Source organism: Rossellomorea sp. NPDC077527, assembly GCF_044542955.1.
In the GTDB taxonomy this organism is placed as follows: domain Bacteria; phylum Bacillota; class Bacilli; order Bacillales; family Bacillaceae_B; genus Rossellomorea; species Rossellomorea aquimaris_E.
This window is the reverse complement of sequence record NZ_JBITVL010000004.1, coordinates 256,262-274,182: the sequence shown is the minus strand read 5'-3', so window position 1 is coordinate 274,182 and position 17,921 is coordinate 256,262. Positions and strand designations below refer to the sequence as shown.

Genomic DNA, 17,921 nt, shown 5'->3' with positions numbered 1-17,921 from the left:
AGCGGAGATGCTTCCGCTTGCTTTTTTTAATCACTGTAGAAGTTTTCTGTATAGTAAGGCTGTGATTTTTCGTTAAAGGCGACACCTATACCTAAGTGCTCGTAGTGTGGCTGAAGGATGTTCTCTCTATGCCCTTTGGAATTCATCAGTCCCTCGTGGGCAAAGATTGAACTTAATTGTCCGTATGCCAGGTTTTCTCCTGCAGTACGGAAAGCTACCTGATCTTCTTCCATACGGTCAAAAGGTGATTGTCCTTCTAGGTTCGTGTGACTGAAGTAATCCTGTTCCGCCATATCCAAGCTATGCTTCCGGGCGGTGTCTCTCACCTGACTATCCCATGATAGAACACTCAGCCCTTTTTCAACGCGACTGGCATTGGTAAGGTCGAATAACTGATATTCAAATCCTTCCTTTAATTTAGTACTTGCCTTTGTATAGAATTCTTTCTTATTTGCTTCCAACTTATCACTGATGATCTGAATGCCAGTGACCGTATCGTTTTCATGCTTGTCATAGAAAATGGTCACATAGTTTCCATCAACTTGGAATACTTCCTGTTCACCGTTATTTTGAAGCTGATACAATGTCAATCCTTTTCGGATATTCGTTAACGGTTTACCAAGTTCATTCTGTACCACTTCTTTGGAAACGCCCATTTTAATACCTGAATCGGAGGAGAGGAGATCCTGGTTTGTGAATAGGCCATTTACTTTATTGTTTTGGTCATATGAAACCATTAAGAAATTCCGGTAGTTTTCATGATAGGCATACCATGAAACACCGTATTCATTGATGGACTGTCTCTTTGCTTCACCGAGTTCTCCCTCGACACTTTCTTTGGAATCCCCGATTTCGATATTATAGATAGAGAACTTCTGCTCACTCGGCAATGTCAGGGTCGGCTTCTCGACAGGATCTTCATCTCTGGTGCCGGAAGGGCTCTCAAGATCCCGGAATGAATCATCAAGTTTTATAAGCAGAACGCTCACTTTATGATAAAGTTGATTAAAGGTTTCCTGCACCTGGGGATTGTTCTTCATTTCTTCAATTTTGGAGAGGACAGAATCAAATCCTGTCGCTTCCACTTTCTCTTCCCAAGCGGGTTTTGATATATAGGCAATCATGACGATCATGACTAAGATTAATAATCGTTTCAAATGCTAACACTCCATTCTACCTTCCATTGTATCCAAAATACTTAAGAAGTAAAAAGAGAAAGGCTTATTCACTTTGTTTTGTACCCATTCTATATCGTTTTCAATCCAAACTGCCTGTTTTAGTATGGTAGGGTCTGGGTAAGATAAGTGAATAGGGCATACTCACAAATTTTACATATAAGGGGAAATGCACAATGAAATTATCTCATGAAGAACGTATTCAACTCCATGAATTCAATAACTTAACAAAATCATTAAGTTTTAATATGTATGATATTTGCTATACAAAGACCCGGGAAGAACGGGAAGCATACATTGAATACATCGATGAACAGTATAACGCCGATCGATTGACGAAGATTCTCACACATGTATCGGATATTATCGGAGCTCATGTGTTGAATATTTCGAAGCAAGACTACGTTCCCCAAGGGGCAAGTGTGACAATCCTGGTATCGGAAGGACCGATCGTCGAAGTGCCGACGGAGCATTTTGATGAATCACCCGGTCCATTGCCTTCTACGGTGACGATGCATCTTGATAAAAGCCATATTACCGTGCATACCTACCCAGAGTATCATCCTCATGAAGGGATTTCTACATTCAGGGCCGATATTGATGTATCAACATGCGGAGAAATTTCCCCCTTAAAGGCGTTGAACTACTTGATCCACTCATTCGACACAGACATCATGACGATGGATTATCGGGTGAGGGGGTTTACAAGGGATATTAATGGAAAAAAACTATTCATTGATCACGATATCAACTCGATCCAGAATTACATTCCCGAAGAAATCAAGGATGAGTATGACATGATTGACGTGAATGTCTATCCTCAAAATATTTTTCACACAAAATGTAAGCTGAAGGAATTTGATTTAAACAACTATTTATTCGGTTATACAAAGGACAAACTTGAAGAAAATGAGGTCGACGAAATTACGGATAAAGTTAAGATGGAAATGGATGAAATCTTTTATGGTAAAAACATCCCCAGACCATAGGAAGGTCAAACCCCCTTTGTGCACCATTCTGCGAAGGGGTTTTTTGTTCGAAATCTTATTATTATGAAAATAGATGTTAAGAAGGAAATCTCCATCCTCTTGAAGAATAGGTAAATATACATGAGAATAGAGGAGGATTATGGAATGAATTCACATGAAATTGAATACAAATTGCACGGGGATGATATGCAGTTTGTCGAAATAGAATTAGATCCAGGTGAAAGTGCCGTAGCGGAAGCTGGTGGCATGATGATGATGGAAGATGGAATAGGAATGGAGACGATCTTTGGTGATGGATCTCAAGGCGGGGGTGCAGGAGGATTTCTTGGCAAGCTAGTTGGTGCCGGAAAGCGTATATTGACTGGCGAGAGTTTGTTCATGACCGTATTCACCAATGAGGGCATGGGTAAAAAGCATGTATCCTTTGCTGCTCCATATCCAGGAAAGATCATTCCGGTTGATTTAAGCGAATTAGGCGGTAAAGTGATTTGTCAAAAGGATGCTTTTCTTTGTGCGGCAAAGGGAGTATCTGTCGGAATTGACTTTCAAAAGAAATTAGGTACAGGCTTCTTTGGCGGGGAAGGCTTTATCATGCAGAAGCTAGAAGGAGACGGGTTGGCCTTTCTCCATGCAGGTGGAACCATCCACAGAAGAGAGCTTCAGCCAGGAGAAGTGTTACGAGTCGATACAGGTTGTTTAGTTGCCATGACGAAAGAAGTGGATTACAACATAGAATATGTCGGCAAAATTAAATCTGCTTTCTTAGGGGGAGAAGGATTGTTTTTTGCAACAGTCCGTGGTCCTGGTACAGTTTGGATCCAGTCACTTCCATTCAGTCGGTTAGCGGAAAGGATTTATGCCAACGCCCCAGGTGGAGGACGTTCCACGGGTGAAGGAAGTTTACTTGGTGGACTTGGTGACCTACTCAACGGTGACGATTGATAGATGTGTTAAAAGCACTTCCTGCAGCGGAAGTGCTTTTTTACATTGTGATTGACAAAATACCCTTATAGGTATATTATGTGTACATAAGCACTGAAAACAAATGAGGAGGTACAAGCTATGAAACACTTAACAGCTAAACAGGTTGAAGAATTATTGAATGACGAAAATCAATCTCTAAACATCATAGATGTACGTGAAGATGACGAAGTGGCAATGGGGATGATTCCTAGCGCGAAGCACATCTCATTAGGGCAAATAGAGAGTCGCATGAATGAATTAGAAAAGACAAAAGAGTATATCATGGTCTGCCGATCAGGGGGGAGAAGCGGAAAAGCCGCACAATTTCTTGAAGATCAAGGGTTTGATGTGATCAATATGACTGGTGGCATGATGTCTTGGGAAGGTCCGACAAACTAATCACTAAAGATCCTAAAAGGAAAAAATAATAGTAAATGGATTGATCATAATCCAATAAAAAACCATGCATCGCATGGTTTTTTATTGTGAGAAAACAACATTAAACAGATGATATTATATCGATATAATATAAGAAATCTCAGGTGTTATTTCAGTATAATAATAGACGGAAGTGGATTTTATGGTAGGATAATAAGAGGTGTTTTGAGAGTAAAGGAGATGAAAAAATGACTATGAAGCTGGTATCCTGGAATGTAAACGGAATTAGAGCATGTGTGAAAAAAGGGTTTTTAGATTATTTCCACCGTATGGATGCGGATATCTTTTGTCTTCAAGAAACGAAGCTTCAGGATGGTCAAATTTCACTGGACTTAAATGGGTATCATCAGTATTGGAACTATGCAATCCGAAAGGGATATTCAGGGACTGCGGTCTTCACGAAACGGGAGCCTCTGGCTGTCAGCTATGGTTTTAACGACGATGAAATAGAGGCTGAGGGAAGGATCATTACATGTGAATTTGAATCCTTTTATTTGGTGAATGTGTATACGCCCAATTCTAAAAGAGATCTTTCGAGGATCGAGGAACGCTTGGAGTGGGAGGATACTTTAAGAGCTTACCTCCTAGAATTGAATCTACATAAGCAGGTCATTCTATGCGGGGACCTAAACGTGGCGCATACTGAAATCGACCTGAAAAATGATAAGTCCAACCGAGGAAATTCGGGATTCACCGATGAAGAAAGGGGTAAAATGACATTGTTACTGCATGAAGGGTTCACCGACAGTTTTCGATATCTTTATCCCGACAAAGATGACGCCTTCAGTTGGTGGTCTTATATGAGTAATGTGCGTGAGCGAAATATCGGGTGGAGGATTGATTACTTTATTGTCTCCGAACAATTATCACGTTCTATAAAAAAAGCTGAAATTCACTCTGATATCCTCGGAAGCGACCATTGTCCTGTATACTTAGAGATAGAATAGTACAAACATGATAAAAAGAATGAATGTTTAAGGAGGGAAAAGAATGTTACAGAAAAGATTGAAACCATTCATTGAGGAAATAAAAGAATCTGAAGGTACTGTGCCTTTGTTTGATTTGGAGAAGGAATATGTGGTAAAGCAAGGGTTACTGGACGTTGATGAGATTACTTCTCCAGATAAAGATTCACGTTTTCAGGATGCGTATATCGAGCGTTGTGATAAAGAAACAGAAGAACTGATCAGTGAGGAAGCTGTTACATTTCTTGGACAACCCCTCAGCTACTTGAGAGAGCATAAAAAAGAATTCATTTACCTTGAATCCGAATGGTTCGAGGTGATTGGAGTGGAAGCCGTTTCGTTGGAAGTGGACGACGTATTCGGGACGTATGATGCAATGCTTGGATTAAGACTCCAAAAGAAGTATAGGAGTCAGATTGAGCGGTATTTGGAAGAGTCCCTTGAAGTTGAATCATCATTTGATTTGTTGTTTAATGGTGAAGATGGGTTGTGGGACTTGAATTTTACTTTGAATGAACTTCCGGAATTTAAAGAAGAGTATTCAATGCTGGAAGCTTATGAGCTTATCTATGAATTCCTGTTTAGGCTCATTCAAAACGTGGATGAGGCTTAATAAGGTAATCCTCCTGAATAATTGAATTCGAGGGGGATTTTATTTTTCCCTTGTTTGATTTGATCAGATCGTAGTCGAATAACTTTCCTTCATAGACCAAGTGGAAGAGGGGGTGTTTGATGATCTCATGTAACGAATCCCACAGAAGTATCCTATTTTACATATCCTTTTTAATCACAACTTGGTTTGAACATTTAGGGTACTATCAGGGCTAATCTTCAGCATCATTGGTTTTATAGGCAGCTGGACGATTTCGTATTAAAACAGGATCTTCAAATCGGTGATCAAGAAAAGATAGATACCTAAATCGTGTTGACAGCTTGGCCAATATCACCAACCTTAGTCCACATCATTCGTTACTACTTTGATTTTATATGGAGCGACAAAGAGGGACGGACCTTCAACAGGTCCGTCCCTCTTTGTTCTTCACCTTTTCTTTGTGCGCTTATTGATTTCTTCTGTCACGACATGAGCAAGGTCTTCGTTTCCGAAAAGGGAAAGGACGCCAAGTAATGTACTGTCTGGAATATCTTCTGATTCCTCTTTAGGTACGGTCAAGTCGATTCCGTGCTGCAGGGCAGGATTTTTTCCTTGCTGGGGATAGGCTCTTTGATAGAGCTCAGTAGGATCGAGATCATGATTCACACACCATTGTGCAAATACAAGGATCATCATATGCTCGTCCTTCTGATAATTTTGGATGATTTTTTCTTGCATTTCTTTAGAATTCACTAATATTCTCTCCTTAAACAATGATACTATCTGTATTATAACGAAGTTGGAGAAGGAAGCCTATTCATATCCTTTTTCACTGAGATAGAGTATACATTTTTAAATTGGGCGATTAAAGGTGTATAATAGAAAGATGAACGAAACATGTTTCAGATTGAAAGGAAGTTAGAACGATGAATATTACCAACCACCATGTTGAGGAATTAAAAGATCCAACTGGTATATTAAGTGGAGACCGTTATGAAGTGATGCTTGATGTCGAAGTGCCAGAGGATGATGACCTGTATTCAGAACAGGGTATTTACATAAAGGCCATTTTTGTTCGGGATGAGAATGGAGCGAGAATCGTACAATCCACGATCATTGAGAGAAACACTGAGACCATCATGGATTTTGAATTAGAAGAAGAAGAAGAAAGCCTCATTTTGCAATACTGCCAAGAACATATCGAATAAAATGATGCAGAGCATCCTCCCTTCCATTGGTTAATGAGTAGGGAGGATGCTTTTTTACCAGTTTCAATGATTCAGATCAATATGTTTGCATGGGTATTGGATGTAAAAAATGGAATGAGTAAATCGAAGAAAGAATGGTGTTAAAAGTATTTGGAGAAAGTGAAAAAACGATTCATCTATTTTAAAATTTATATGACATTTGTACTGTGTATCTCAATGATATCATTTGATATACTATTGATAATAATGTGCTAGCAGATGATATCATATTGATAGAAAGGAGTGCGAACCTTGTCAAATCAAGGAAGAATGCAACTTAATGTAAGGGTTGATAAAGAAACATCAGAGAAATTGGATGAAATTGTAGAATACTATCAGCAGAATACGAAAATTGGCAGAGTGTACAAAGGTGACGTCTTAACAGACATCATACACAAATCCTATGAGGTCATGGAGAAGCAAAAAAAAATTCAAAATCGGAAATACTAGCCATATATTTTGGTTGCTGCAAAGCAGCAAGAGTTAAACAGTTTATCATGAGCTATAAATGAAAATCCGGATTATTTATGTCATAATATAGGAGACATATTTAAAATATTGAAAGTAAAAGAGGTTTCCAGCATGCAAATGCCGAAGAAAATAATCAATATTCAAAGAGGTTCAGGGATCTCCCCCTACATATGGAGCATTATCAGCATCCTGCCCTTTTACTTTATTTTTCAATCTTCCTCTACGATTGAAATTGCGGTAGGGATTTTCTTGACCATTGCGTTTTTTATTTCATTACGTTTCGCCTTCATCTCTAAAGATTGGCCCGTTTATTTATGGACATCGATACTCATTGCGATCTCCATTACAATGACCATACAATTTAATTTTATATATTTTGCTTTTTACATAGCCTACTATAACGGAAATATTAAAAATCGCGTTGCTTTTTTGACACTTTACATTATCCATCTTGTGCTGACAACGGCTTCGATCAACTATAACTTTGTGTTGCAGGATGAATTGTTCCTATCTCAGTTTCCGTTCATTCTGATCATATGGATCAGCGTGATATTGCTGCCGTTCAATATTTATAACCGGAATAAACAAGTACAGCTTGAAGATCAGCTTGAAGATGCAAATAAGCGAATTTCGGATCTTGTCAAACAGGAAGAACGTCAAAGGATTGCCAGGGACCTCCACGATACGCTGGGTCAAAAACTTTCGTTGATTGGTTTGAAAAGTGACCTTGCGAGAAAATTGGTCTATAAAGATCCAGAACAGGCAAGAAATGAATTGCAAGATGTTCAACAAACGGCAAGAACCGCATTGAGTGAGGTCAGGACAATGGTCTCCCAGATGAGGGGAATCCGATTGAAGGATGAGATTGTCAGGATCAAACAGCTCTTAAAGGCAGCTGATATCGAATTCATCTTGTGTGAAGAAAGCAACCTTCCACAAGCATCTCTCTTTATGGAAAACATCTTAAGCATGTGCTTAAAAGAGGCAGTGACGAATGTAGTCAAACATAGTAAGGCTTCCTACTGTGAACTCCTTATTGAAGAATCGGATAAAGAGATGACCATCTTGGTGAAAGATGACGGTGTAGGGATCGGAAGTGATTACTCACAGTCAGGAGGAAGCGGTCTGATCGGAATGAGAGAGCGGTTGGAATTTGTGAATGGCAGTCTCGACATTGTTTCGGATGAAGGCACCACCTTGATTATGCGGGTGCCAAAAGTAATCAAGCAGACAGATAGGGAGGGAATGGAATGATTCGAATTGTGATTGCCGAAGATCAACGGATGCTGTTGGGCGCACTGGGTTCGCTTTTAAGTTTGGAAGATGATATGGAAGTGGTAGGAAAAGCGGGCAATGGAGAAGAAGCCATTGCCCTCGTCCACGAACTTAAACCTGATATATGCATTATGGATATTGAAATGCCCAAGAAGACCGGCCTTGAAGCAGCTGAGGAATTAAAGGGGGAAGATTGCAAGGTGATCATCCTTACTACTTTTGCAAGATCAGGTTATTTCCAGCGTGCGCTCAAAGGTGGAGTGAAAGGATATTTGTTGAAGGACAGTCCTAGTGAAGAACTGGCGAACTCGATCCGACTTGTGATGGATGGCAAGCGCATTTATGCACCTGAGCTAATGGATGATGTCTACAGTGAAGAGAACCCTCTTACAGACAGGGAAAAAGAAGTACTGGAGCTTGTTGCCGACGGGAAAAACACAAAGGAAATCGCCGATGAACTACAGCTTAAAACAGGAACTGTCAGGAATTATATCTCTACCATACTCGACAAGCTTGAAGTGAAAAATCGAATCGAAGCCATCACACAATCGAAAGAAAAAGGGTGGTTTAAATAATTCGAGGGACGGACCTTTTAACAAGGTTCGTCCCTTTATGGTCTAGCATGATATTGAATATTTATTCTATTCTAAAAAGAAGAGATAAAGGGACTGACGAATTTTTTTAGAAAAAAATATTTCATCAAAAATGAAAACTGCTAAATCTTTTGATGTCATTGCATCCAAGGGTCAATTTGTAACTGATAAAAAACTATGATTTGTGCTATTTGTGTTGACAACGAAATGAATCATGATACGATAACATCGAAAACAAAATTTCATAAGACGATCCACTAGGGGTGCCTTCTAAAAGGCTGAGATTAAAGTGTGACTTTAAGACCCTTTGAACCTGATCTGGTTGAGACCAGCGGAGGGAAGTGGTGTTTGAAGGTCACGGAGAATACGATTCTATCATTCTGATCTCAAGCCACTTTCTGTATGCGGTATGCATCATGGAAAGTGGCTTTTTTTGTTGCCCATTTCGGGTCGTCTGGAAAAGGAGTAGGAAATAATGTCATTTTCAACGGTGTTACGAAATGAAGTCAAGGAAATTTGGGACGCGAGCTTCCATCATCCCTTCGTCAAAGGGATCGGGGATGGAACGCTCCCCATCGAGAAGTTCAAGTACTACCTCTTGCAAGATGCCTATTATCTTTCACATTTCTCGAAGGTGCAGGCGCTCGGTGCGTCAAAAGCAATGGATCTACATACTACATCACGAATGGCATCGCACGCTGTAGGAACAAATGAAGCAGAGCTTTCACTTCATGAAAATTTCTCGAAACGATTAGGTATCACGGAGGAGGAAATACAGAATTTCAAACCGGCTCCCACAGCATATGCCTATACGTCGCATATGTATCGTTCTGCGAGATATGGAGGTCTTGCGGATATCTTGGCGGCGATTCTCCCATGCTACTGGCTCTATTACGAGATAGGGGAACGCTTGAAATCATGCACTCCGGAAGAGCCGGTTTATCAGGAATGGATTGAGGCATATGGAGGGGAATGGTTCAAAGAGTTAGTCGAAGAACAAATCAATCGTCTTGATGAATTGGCAGAAACAATGAGCGCATGTGATAAAGAAAGAATGAAAGAAAATTTCATTTTGAGCAGCATCTATGAGTTACAGTTTTGGGAAATGGCTTATACTCTTGAAAAATGGCCGTTTGCTCTGGATGCCGGAAAGAAAAGGGGTGAGCAGCATGTCTAAATTAAAACTGACGGATATTTTAGTAACAGTAGTCATTTCCATCATGTTTGGAGTTATTTATAAACTTTGGGGACCATTTTACAACTTAATGAAGCCAATCGGTTTACATGCGGATCAATTCATCTATGGAATGTGGTTCATGGCGGCCACAGTGGCATTCTTGATTATCCGAAAACCGGGAGTGGCCCTTTTAGCCGAAATCGCCGCTTCATCCGGGGAGTTTCTCATGGGTTCAGAATGGGGACTGGAGGTGCTTTTATTTGGAATCATTCAAGGGTTGATGGCAGAGTTGTTTTTCTTTATGACGAAATATAAACGCTATGATCTTTCGATTATATGTTTCGCGGCAGTTGGTTCTGCATGTGGTTCCATCTTTATGGACTACATGAAAGGATATATTGGAGATTTGGCCCTTTGGAATCTGTCCTTATTCATTGTTGCGAGATTACTTGGTTCGATTGTCATCGCCGGTGCAGGATCTTTTTATTTGGTTAGGGCCCTCGAGAAAACCGGAGTCACAAGTCTTGTAAGGCGTGCTGATCAAGAAGAGTACGATTCATTGCATCATTAAGAGGTGAACTTTATGCATGTTGAAAACCTTCGACTTAAAGTTCCCGGATCGGAAAAACGGATGTTTAATGATGTCAGTCTGTCAATCAATGAAGGGGAAAAAGTATTGCTATTGGGTCCATCAGGATGTGGTAAATCAACACTTCTTCATGTTTTATCCGGGGTGATCCCCCGGTCTGTGGATGTCCCTATGAGAGCTTCCAACATGGAGATAGCTGATTCATATGGATATGTATTTCAAGATCCCGACTCTCAATTTTGTATGCCCTTTGTAGATGAAGAATTGGCCTTTGTCTTGGAGAATTTACAAATCAAGAGAGAGGAGATGAAAGAGACCATTCGCAGGCTGTTATCGGAAGTGGGACTGGAGATGAAAGATCCCCATACGAAAATCTCAACATTATCAGGAGGTATGAAGCAAAAGTTGGCCATTGCCTCTGTTCTTGCTCTAGAACCCCATACTCTATTCCTGGATGAACCGACCTCACTGTTGGACGAGGAAAGCACAGCGTCTGTTTGGAAAACAATCAAAGAGATTTGTAAAGACAAAACCCTAGTGATTGTAGAGCATAAACTCGATCATGTTCTGGAAATTATAGATCGGATCATTCTATTCGATGCAGATGGAACCATTATGGCGGATGGAACGAAAGAATGGATCCTAAGCCGTTACAAAGAAACGTTGAGGTCTTTAGGTGTTTGGTATCCGGGCGCGTGGGAAGAATATCTGTCATCCCGATGCCAGAGGGAGATTCCTTCGTTTGGACCAGTGATTGCAAGTATGGAAAACTTTAAAGGCTATATTCAAAAAAAAGAGAAGATTCACCTGCCGCATGCTGCGATCCGGAAAGGAGAATGGATTGCCATTACAGGAAGGAATGGTGCAGGGAAATCAACATTACTTCACAGCTTAATGAAATTCATTCATACAAGCGGGACGTACGAACTAAATGGAATGCAGGTGAAGGGGAAAAAGGTTCCCAAAGATTGTGCGTTTGTTTTTCAAAATCCCGAATTACAGTTTGTCACACATTCCGTTTTTGACGAAGTAGCTTACAGTTTTCGGCTGAAGAAATTAGATGAAAAGTGTGTTGAGAAAGATGTGGAAAATTTACTCCAGCGATTCATGCTTGATCCATATAAGTTTCATCATCCATATACGCTATCCATGGGGCAAAAACGCAGATTAAGTGTTGCAGCTTCCATCGTTCCCAATAAGGAGATTCTATTATTGGATGAACCAACCTTCGGGCAGGACGCACAAAATACCTTCGCACTGATTGAAATGCTCCAAGAGTTACAGCGTGAAGGCGCAACCATTTTGATGGTGACTCATGATGATAAAATCATCCAACACTTTGCATCCAGGGTATGGACAATTGAAAAAGGACGATTGCTTCAAGATGTGGATGTAGAAGTAGCAAGGAGAAAAGCGCTGTGAATATGGAATTTGTTTATAAACATACCTGGCTCCATGACATAAACCCGAGCTTGAAATTGATCGTGATGATCGGACTTTTTGTATTTTTACTATTTGTTCATTACCTTAATTGTCTTATGTATTTGACATTGTTCGCTTTCCTCTTATTGTGGTCGTTCTCAGGATACTCAAGGAAATTAGTGCTGCTACTGGTCTTGCCATTTTTCCTTGTCTTTCTGTCTACTGCATCCTCAATGATTATGTTTGGGAAAGGAGAGACAACGTGGCTTACGTGGGGGTTGATCGAAGTGACGGAGGAAAGTTTTTACAGGGGGGTTCATATAGGATTGAGAGCATTTGTATTTGCTGTTTTAGGCCTCTTATTTGCTCTTACAACGAGACCTGTCCTGCTGTTTTATTCACTCATGCAACAATTACGCCTAAAGCCGAAGTATGCTTATAGTTTTATGGCCGGACTAAGGCTGATTCCCATCATGTTGGAAGAATTCAATACGATTGGAAATGCCTTGAAAGTCAGGGGGATTCGAGAACAAAAAGGAATGAAGCATCAAATTCATAAAATACAAGCTTACTCCATTCCCTTATTGGCGCAAAGTATCCGAAGGGCACACAGAATAGCGGTTGCAATGGAAACGAAAGGATTCGTTGGCGATGGGGAGAGGACCTATTTCTACAAAGTCGGCTTTTCGAAATTTGATGCGTATTTTATCGGGAGCATCATTCTCATGATTTTAGTAAGTTACTTCCTTTCTATTAGTCTACCAATTTTTCCGACGGGAGATGTTCGCTATGGAAATTGAAAAAAGAAGACGATTACATGTCATTTCCACTGGTCAGCAATCAAGGGAAGAATTGGTGAAAATCTCGAGAACCATTCACCCCTATATTGATATGCTTCATATTCGTGAAAGAAGCTGGACAGGAGCTGAGTTGATTGAAGCCGTTGTAGAATTAACGGCTGTGGGAGTGCCGTTAAGGAAACTGTGTATCAATGACCGTGCAGACATCGCTTGTATGAAACATGTAAGAGGGGTTCAACTTGGACATCATAGTGCTCCTGTTGGCTTAGTGAAGAAGGCTTTCCCATCTTTGAAAATCGGGTCATCGGTGCACAGTATGCAAGAAGCCCTTCTGGCATATGAACAAGGGGCAGATTTTCTCCTTTATGGAAATGTTTATGATACAACGTCGAAACCAGGGAAGAAAGGGAAAGGGATTGTAAATTTGGAAGAGATTGTTTTGAACATTCCCCTTCCCGTTATGGCCATCGGGGGTATTACACCCGGACGAGTAGATGACATTGTTAGAACCGGTGCAAAGGGTATCGCGGTCTTGTCAGGTATCTTCCTTTCTGAAGACCCTCTAGAAGCAGCCCGGGCTTACTATAAAGCAATCCATAAGGAGGTGAAACAGCTTGGCGAAACAATATGATGTGTTGATTGTAGGTGGAGGTGTGATCGGCTGCTCCATTGCGTATCAGCTTTCCAAAAGAGGAAAAAAAGTATTGGTGATGGAGAAGAATCGATTAGCATCCAAGGCCTCCAAAGCCGCAGCTGGAATGCTTGGAGTACATACTGAATTAACGGGGGGCAGTCCCCTCTATCGACTGGCGCAGAACAGCCGTAATTTGTACCCTGCCCTTGCACAGGAATTAAAAGAAGTAACCGGTATGGATATTGAGTATGTTGAAAATGGAATGATCAAACTTGCAAGGACAGAGGAAGAGGCACAGAATTTAGTAACTGTCGCCTCCCAAACGGAACAGGATGAACAGGTAGAATGGCTATCCCCTCTTAAGCTATCAGCCTTCGAGCCTCATCTTTCGAAGCAGGTGGCCGGTGGTTTATTCATTCCACGGGATGGAAACGTCTCGGCCCCGAAACTAACTGAAGCGTTGGGGATCGCTTCAGTCAGATTAGGGGCTGATGTCAAGGAGTATACGGATGTATATGATTTTATTGTTGAAGGAAGCAGGATAACGGGAGTTCAAACGTCTATCGGTTCCTATTCTGCATCTGAAATAATCGTTGCAGGCGGTGCTTGGAGTCAATCACTATTGGGGAAAATCGGTTTAACACTTCACTCTTTTCCAGTCAAAGGTGAATGCTTTTCGGTGAAATGTCCCCGGGAATTGGTGGAAAGGACCATTTTCACTGAGGGTTGCTACATTGTTCCGAAGGTGGGTGGACGATTACTAATAGGGGCTACAGAACACGCTAATACCTTTGATGAAAGCATTTCCGTTAGCGGAATGATGAGTTTAATGAAGAAAGCTACAGAAATTCTTCCAGACCTTATCCATACCGATTGGGAAAAAGCCTGGTCAGGGATACGGCCTCAAACACACGGAGGACTTCCAATGATCGGAAGGAGTGAAAGGTGGGAAGGGCTCTCCATTGCAACAGGCCACTACCGAAATGGCATTCTCCTTGCTCCCATCACCGGAGTCATGATGGCAGACCTATTGGAAGGCAAAGAGAATCCATTACTACATTCATACGTTGGGAGTTCTAGAAAATGGAATTAAGGATAAATGGACAGCAGGTGACAGTGCCTGACACAATCACTACGATAGAAGAACTTATACACCATTTCAAACTGAAGAATCGAACGATTATGGTTGAACAGAATCACACCATTTTAAGAAAAGAAGAACATGAAAAGGCAGCAGTTGAAAACGGAGATACTATTGAATTAGTCCAATTTGTAGGAGGCGGTTGACATGTTGAAAATCGGAAACTATACATTCCATTCCAGATTATTGTTAGGAACAGGGAAATATCCTGATTTTGATATTCAGAAGAAAGCGGTTGAGGTTTCTGGTGCAGAAATTCTTACGTTTACGGTCAGGAGAATGAATATATTCGAGCCCAGCCAACCCAACTTCTTAGAAAAACTCGACTTGGAGAGCTACTCATTATTACCGAATACGGCTGGCGCAAAAACAGCGGATGAAGCGGTGCGGCATGCACAGTTAGCCAGAGCGTCAGGACTTTGTGACATGATTAAGGTGGAAGTGATTGGGTGTGATAAAACATTGTTGCCCGATCCCGTGGAAACACTGAAGGCTACAGAAGAATTGATTAAAGAAGGATTCACGGTCCTCCCTTATACATCCGATGATGTGGTTCTTGCAAGGAAATTGGAAGAGTTGGGGGCGCATGCCATTATGCCCGGTGCATCACCAATCGGATCGGGACAGGGAATTGTTAACCCGGTAAATCTTCGCTTCATTATTGAGCAGGCAAATGTACCGGTCATCGTTGATGCCGGGATTGGATCACCTGCAGATGCTGCTTATGCTATGGAGCTGGGAGCAGATGCTGTGTTGTTGAACACGGCGGTGTCACAAGCGAAAGATCCAATTAAAATGGCCAATGCCATGAGACTTGCCATTGAGGGTGGCCGTTTTGGATATGAAGCCGGGAGAATTCCCCGAAAGCGCTATGCATCAGCAAGCAGTCCGATGGAGGGGATGAGTGTTTGAATGTGGAGAGATATTCCAGACAAATCTTGTTTTCGCCTATTGGAACAGAGGGCCAGGAAAGAATAAGGGGTAAACATGTGCTCATAATTGGAGCAGGAGCTTTGGGAACAGTGAACGCGGAAATCCTCGTTCGTGCCGGTATTGGAAAACTGACGATTGTGGACCGTGATTACGTCGAATGGAGCAATCTGCAACGACAGCAGCTCTACAATGAGCAAGATGCAAAAAGTCGCCTTCCAAAGGCGATAGCTGCCAAAAAAAGACTGGAAGAGATTAATTCAAATGTTGACATCGAAGCACATATTCTGGACGTCATGCCTGAAGAGTTATTGAACATGGCCATGGGTGTGGACCTGATCATCGATGCAACAGATAACTTTGATACGAGAATGATCATCAATGATGTATCTCAAAAACTTTCCATTCCCTGGATCTACGGAGCCTGCGTGGGGAGCTATGGAATTTCATTCACGATTCTTCCCAATGTCACACCGTGTATTTCATGTTTACTGGATGAAGTTCCTATTGGGGGCTTGACCTGTGACACAGCAGGAATTATCAGTCCTGCCGTCTCACAGGTGGTCGCCTATCAAACGACAGAGGCACTAAAGATTTTAGTGGAAGACTATGAAGCTCTTAGCCACAGGGTCTTCTCTTTCGATTTATGGAAAAATGAGCATACGTCTTTGGATGTGAGTAAGTTGAAGCGAGAAGAATGTCCTTCATGTGGTGTTCATAGAACATACCCAAGTCTTCGATATGAGAATCAAACCAAAACGGCCGTCCTATGTGGACGGGATTCTGTTCAAATCCGGCCAGCTTCAAGGCACTCTGTTAACCTCTTGGACATTTCAAGAACACTTGAGAGCCAAGGCAAGCAAGTGGAAAGGAATCCTTATTTGATTAGGTTCAAAGTAGATTCCCTCAGGGTCGTCTTATTCTATGATGGACGGGCGCTTGTCCATGGAACGAAAGAAATAAAGGAAGCAAAATCAGTTTATCACCGTTACTTTGGTTGAAAAAGGAGTGAATATAAAATGGTGAATAAAGCGTTGACGATTGCAGGATCGGATAGCGGTGGTGGCGCCGGTATACAAGCAGATTTAAAAACCTTTCATGCATGTCATGTCTATGGGATGTCTGCCATTACAGCCGTTACAGCTCAAAATACAAAAGGAGTACAGGGGGTATTTCCATTGTCGGTATCTGGAGTCATAGAACAATTGACTTCTGTAACTGAAGATTTACCACCGCAAGCGGTAAAAACCGGAATGTTAGTGAATGAAGAGATCATTGCATCTGTTGCGGATTTTGCCAGCTCCTCCGGCTGGGAAAAGCTTATAGTGGATCCTGTGATGATTGCGAAAGGCGGTGCTTCTTTATTAGAAGAAAAATCCATTCAAACATTGCTGAATCGTTTGATCCCGGTTGCTTACGTCATCACTCCCAATATACCTGAGGCAGAAGCTTTAACTGGGAGACAGATAGTGAATGTTGATGATTGTAGGAAAGCAGCGGTGGACCTATACGAGATGGGGGCAAAACATGTGGTCATTAAAGGTGGTCACCAGCCTCAATCTTTATATGCAACTGACATTCTTTATGACGGCAAAGGATTTTATGAGTTTACGAGTCCAAGAGTCTCTACACCCCATACGCATGGAACAGGCTGTACGTTCTCTGCAGTCATTACGGCAGAACTGGCAAAAGGGAACACCGTCTATGATTCAGTCCAGACTGCCAAGGAATTTATATCAGCCGCTATTACGCATTCACTCGGGATCGGGAGCGGGCACGGTCCAACGAACCACTGGGCTTACCATGAAGGTTTGAAAGTATGACTCTGAGAGACTCTTTAAAGCTATATTTTGTCATGGGCAGCCAAAATTGTGAAAGATCTCCTGTCCGCGTGTTGGAAGATGCTCTCTCAGGCGGGGTTACCATGTTTCAATTTCGTGAAAAGGGGATTCGTTGTCTGAAAGGGCATCCCAAGATGGAGCTGGCTCTTGAACTCCAACAATTGTGTCAAAAACACAGTGTTCCTTTTATCATCAATGATGATGTGGAGCTTGCATTGTCAATGAATGCAGATGGTGTACATATAGGGCAAGAAGACGAATCAGTCGAGGTAGTCCGTAAAAAAATGGGGGATAGATTACTTGGGGTATCTGCCCATAATGTGACAGAAGCCAAGCTCGCAGTAGAGTCAGGTGCGGATTATCTTGGGGTGGGTCCCATGTTTCATACAACAACAAAGAATGATTGTAGAAACGTTCAAGGGCCAAAGGTGATTGAATCAATGCGAGCGGAAGGAATTCTTCTCCCATTAGTCGGGATTGGAGGAATCCATCTCGGCAATATCCAAGACGTAATGGAAGCAGGCTCAGATGGTGTAGCGGTCATTTCAGCGATTTCAAAACAGCCAGAGCAAACCCACACTCTTTTTCAAGCGGTCCAGAATAGTTTGTTAAAATCATAGCTTTTATCGGACAAAGCAACATATCTTGCCCTCCCCTATCATACTATACAGTAGACCCC

At 41.6% G+C, this 17,921-nt stretch carries 22 protein-coding genes and 1 riboswitch; of the genes, 20 read left to right on the top strand and 2 right to left on the bottom strand.

Annotated elements, in window-relative coordinates; genetic code table 11:
* Positions 1-26: 26 nt before the first annotated feature.
* Positions 27-1,157, bottom strand: a complete 1,131-nt coding sequence (locus ACIGG7_RS15790; protein WP_397550232.1) for a CAP domain-containing protein — start codon at positions 1,155-1,157, stop codon at positions 27-29.
* A 194-nt stretch (positions 1,158-1,351) separates the two neighbouring features.
* Between ACIGG7_RS15790 and speD the strand changes: the two genes are divergently transcribed.
* The 5 genes from speD (at position 1,352) to ACIGG7_RS15765 (ending at position 5,143) form a co-directional block, all read left to right on the top strand.
* Positions 1,352-2,164: an adenosylmethionine decarboxylase gene (speD, locus tag ACIGG7_RS15785; RefSeq protein WP_224940681.1), complete on the top strand. Its 813-nt coding sequence runs from the start codon at positions 1,352-1,354 to the stop codon at positions 2,162-2,164.
* 144 nt (positions 2,165-2,308) lie between these two features.
* The gene (locus ACIGG7_RS15780) at positions 2,309-3,106 is read left to right on the top strand and encodes a TIGR00266 family protein (protein WP_224940682.1); all 798 of its coding nucleotides are present in this window, start codon (positions 2,309-2,311) and stop codon (positions 3,104-3,106) included.
* Between the two features lie 120 nt (positions 3,107-3,226).
* Positions 3,227-3,526 (top strand): rhodanese-like domain-containing protein, encoded by a 300-nt coding sequence (locus ACIGG7_RS15775; protein WP_397550231.1) that lies wholly within the window; start codon positions 3,227-3,229, stop codon positions 3,524-3,526.
* Between the two features lie 233 nt (positions 3,527-3,759).
* On the top strand, positions 3,760-4,512 hold the full coding sequence (locus ACIGG7_RS15770) for an exodeoxyribonuclease III (RefSeq protein WP_397550366.1): 753 nt from the start codon (positions 3,760-3,762) through the stop codon (positions 4,510-4,512).
* Between the two features lie 43 nt (positions 4,513-4,555).
* Entirely contained in the window at positions 4,556-5,143 is a 588-nt protein-coding gene (locus ACIGG7_RS15765; protein WP_224940684.1) for a branched-chain amino acid aminotransferase, read from the top strand.
* Between the two features lie 426 nt (positions 5,144-5,569).
* On the opposite strand, the gene ACIGG7_RS15760 is transcribed toward ACIGG7_RS15765, so the two are convergent.
* The gene (locus tag ACIGG7_RS15760) at positions 5,570-5,875 is read right to left on the bottom strand and encodes a hypothetical protein (RefSeq protein WP_224940685.1); all 306 of its coding nucleotides are present in this window, start codon (positions 5,873-5,875) and stop codon (positions 5,570-5,572) included.
* A 173-nt stretch (positions 5,876-6,048) separates the two neighbouring features.
* Between ACIGG7_RS15760 and ACIGG7_RS15755 the strand changes: the two genes are divergently transcribed.
* The 15 genes from ACIGG7_RS15755 (at position 6,049) to thiE (ending at position 17,862) form a co-directional block, all read left to right on the top strand.
* Entirely contained in the window at positions 6,049-6,330 is a 282-nt protein-coding gene (locus tag ACIGG7_RS15755; RefSeq protein ID WP_224940686.1) for a DUF6509 family protein, read from the top strand.
* 291 nt (positions 6,331-6,621) lie between these two features.
* On the top strand, positions 6,622-6,819 hold the full coding sequence (locus ACIGG7_RS15750; protein WP_397550230.1) for a hypothetical protein: 198 nt from the start codon (positions 6,622-6,624) through the stop codon (positions 6,817-6,819).
* A gap of 138 nt (positions 6,820-6,957) precedes the next feature.
* On the top strand, positions 6,958-8,094 hold the full coding sequence (locus ACIGG7_RS15745) for a sensor histidine kinase (RefSeq protein ID WP_224941322.1): 1,137 nt from the start codon (positions 6,958-6,960) through the stop codon (positions 8,092-8,094).
* Positions 8,091-8,690 (top strand): response regulator transcription factor, encoded by a 600-nt coding sequence (locus tag ACIGG7_RS15740; protein ID WP_224940688.1) that lies wholly within the window; start codon positions 8,091-8,093, stop codon positions 8,688-8,690. The genes ACIGG7_RS15745 and ACIGG7_RS15740 overlap by 4 nt, the downstream gene beginning before the upstream one ends.
* Positions 8,691-8,957: 267 nt before the next feature.
* Positions 8,958-9,065, top strand: a riboswitch (TPP riboswitch).
* Positions 9,066-9,183: 118 nt separating this feature from the next.
* On the top strand, positions 9,184-9,885 hold the full coding sequence (gene tenA / locus ACIGG7_RS15735) for a thiaminase II (RefSeq protein ID WP_224940689.1): 702 nt from the start codon (positions 9,184-9,186) through the stop codon (positions 9,883-9,885).
* The gene (locus tag ACIGG7_RS15730; RefSeq protein ID WP_397550229.1) at positions 9,878-10,456 is read left to right on the top strand and encodes an ECF transporter S component; all 579 of its coding nucleotides are present in this window, start codon (positions 9,878-9,880) and stop codon (positions 10,454-10,456) included. Before tenA ends, ACIGG7_RS15730 begins: the two co-directional genes overlap by 8 nt.
* Positions 10,457-10,468: 12 nt before the next feature.
* Positions 10,469-11,896 carry an ABC transporter ATP-binding protein gene (locus ACIGG7_RS15725; RefSeq protein ID WP_397550228.1) on the top strand — a complete coding sequence of 476 codons (1,428 nt, stop codon included), beginning with the start codon at positions 10,469-10,471 and terminating at the stop codon, positions 11,894-11,896.
* Complete coding sequence (locus ACIGG7_RS15720; protein ID WP_397550227.1) at positions 11,893-12,696, top strand: energy-coupling factor transporter transmembrane component T family protein; 804 nt, start codon at positions 11,893-11,895, stop codon at positions 12,694-12,696. The genes ACIGG7_RS15725 and ACIGG7_RS15720 overlap by 4 nt, the downstream gene beginning before the upstream one ends.
* Positions 12,686-13,327 (top strand): thiamine phosphate synthase, encoded by a 642-nt coding sequence (locus ACIGG7_RS15715; protein WP_397550226.1) that lies wholly within the window; start codon positions 12,686-12,688, stop codon positions 13,325-13,327. Before ACIGG7_RS15720 ends, ACIGG7_RS15715 begins: the two co-directional genes overlap by 11 nt.
* Entirely contained in the window at positions 13,311-14,423 is a 1,113-nt protein-coding gene (thiO, locus tag ACIGG7_RS15710) for a glycine oxidase ThiO (protein WP_397550225.1), read from the top strand. The genes ACIGG7_RS15715 and thiO overlap by 17 nt, the downstream gene beginning before the upstream one ends.
* Positions 14,414-14,617: a sulfur carrier protein ThiS gene (gene thiS / locus ACIGG7_RS15705; RefSeq protein ID WP_397550224.1), complete on the top strand. Its 204-nt coding sequence runs from the start codon at positions 14,414-14,416 to the stop codon at positions 14,615-14,617. The genes thiO and thiS overlap by 10 nt, the downstream gene beginning before the upstream one ends.
* Before the next feature lies 1 nt (position 14,618).
* The gene (locus ACIGG7_RS15700) at positions 14,619-15,383 is read left to right on the top strand and encodes a thiazole synthase (RefSeq protein ID WP_397550223.1); all 765 of its coding nucleotides are present in this window, start codon (positions 14,619-14,621) and stop codon (positions 15,381-15,383) included.
* 2 nt (positions 15,384-15,385) lie between these two features.
* Complete coding sequence (locus ACIGG7_RS15695; RefSeq protein WP_397550365.1) at positions 15,386-16,402, top strand: thiazole biosynthesis adenylyltransferase ThiF; 1,017 nt, start codon at positions 15,386-15,388, stop codon at positions 16,400-16,402.
* 18 nt (positions 16,403-16,420) lie between these two features.
* Entirely contained in the window at positions 16,421-17,224 is an 804-nt protein-coding gene (gene thiD / locus ACIGG7_RS15690) for a bifunctional hydroxymethylpyrimidine kinase/phosphomethylpyrimidine kinase (RefSeq protein WP_397550222.1), read from the top strand.
* Entirely contained in the window at positions 17,221-17,862 is a 642-nt protein-coding gene (thiE, locus tag ACIGG7_RS15685) for a thiamine phosphate synthase (RefSeq protein WP_397550221.1), read from the top strand. Before thiD ends, thiE begins: the two co-directional genes overlap by 4 nt.
* Positions 17,863-17,921: the final 59 nt, after the last annotated feature.

Bases quoted from the DNA above. Each gene is read 5' to 3' on its own strand.
- speD (WP_224940681.1), top strand. From the start codon at position 1,352: ATGAAATTATCTCATGAAGAACGTATTCAACTCCATGAATTCAATAAC.
- ACIGG7_RS15780 (WP_224940682.1), top strand. From the start codon at position 2,309: ATGAATTCACATGAAATTGAATACAAATTGCACGGGGATGATATGCAG.
- ACIGG7_RS15775 (WP_397550231.1), top strand. From the start codon at position 3,227: ATGAAACACTTAACAGCTAAACAGGTTGAAGAATTATTGAATGACGAA.
- ACIGG7_RS15770 (WP_397550366.1), top strand. From the start codon at position 3,760: ATGAAGCTGGTATCCTGGAATGTAAACGGAATTAGAGCATGTGTGAAA.
- ACIGG7_RS15765 (WP_224940684.1), top strand. From the start codon at position 4,556: ATGTTACAGAAAAGATTGAAACCATTCATTGAGGAAATAAAAGAATCT.
- ACIGG7_RS15755 (WP_224940686.1), top strand. From the start codon at position 6,049: ATGAATATTACCAACCACCATGTTGAGGAATTAAAAGATCCAACTGGT.
- ACIGG7_RS15745 (WP_224941322.1), top strand. From the start codon at position 6,958: ATGCCGAAGAAAATAATCAATATTCAAAGAGGTTCAGGGATCTCCCCC.
- ACIGG7_RS15740 (WP_224940688.1), top strand. From the start codon at position 8,091: ATGATTCGAATTGTGATTGCCGAAGATCAACGGATGCTGTTGGGCGCA.
- tenA (WP_224940689.1), top strand. From the start codon at position 9,184: ATGTCATTTTCAACGGTGTTACGAAATGAAGTCAAGGAAATTTGGGAC.
- ACIGG7_RS15730 (WP_397550229.1), top strand. From the start codon at position 9,878: ATGTCTAAATTAAAACTGACGGATATTTTAGTAACAGTAGTCATTTCC.
- ACIGG7_RS15725 (WP_397550228.1), top strand. From the start codon at position 10,469: ATGCATGTTGAAAACCTTCGACTTAAAGTTCCCGGATCGGAAAAACGG.
- ACIGG7_RS15715 (WP_397550226.1), top strand. From the start codon at position 12,686: ATGGAAATTGAAAAAAGAAGACGATTACATGTCATTTCCACTGGTCAG.
- thiS (WP_397550224.1), top strand. From the start codon at position 14,414: ATGGAATTAAGGATAAATGGACAGCAGGTGACAGTGCCTGACACAATC.
- ACIGG7_RS15700 (WP_397550223.1), top strand. From the start codon at position 14,619: ATGTTGAAAATCGGAAACTATACATTCCATTCCAGATTATTGTTAGGA.
- thiD (WP_397550222.1), top strand. From the start codon at position 16,421: ATGGTGAATAAAGCGTTGACGATTGCAGGATCGGATAGCGGTGGTGGC.
- thiE (WP_397550221.1), top strand. From the start codon at position 17,221: ATGACTCTGAGAGACTCTTTAAAGCTATATTTTGTCATGGGCAGCCAA.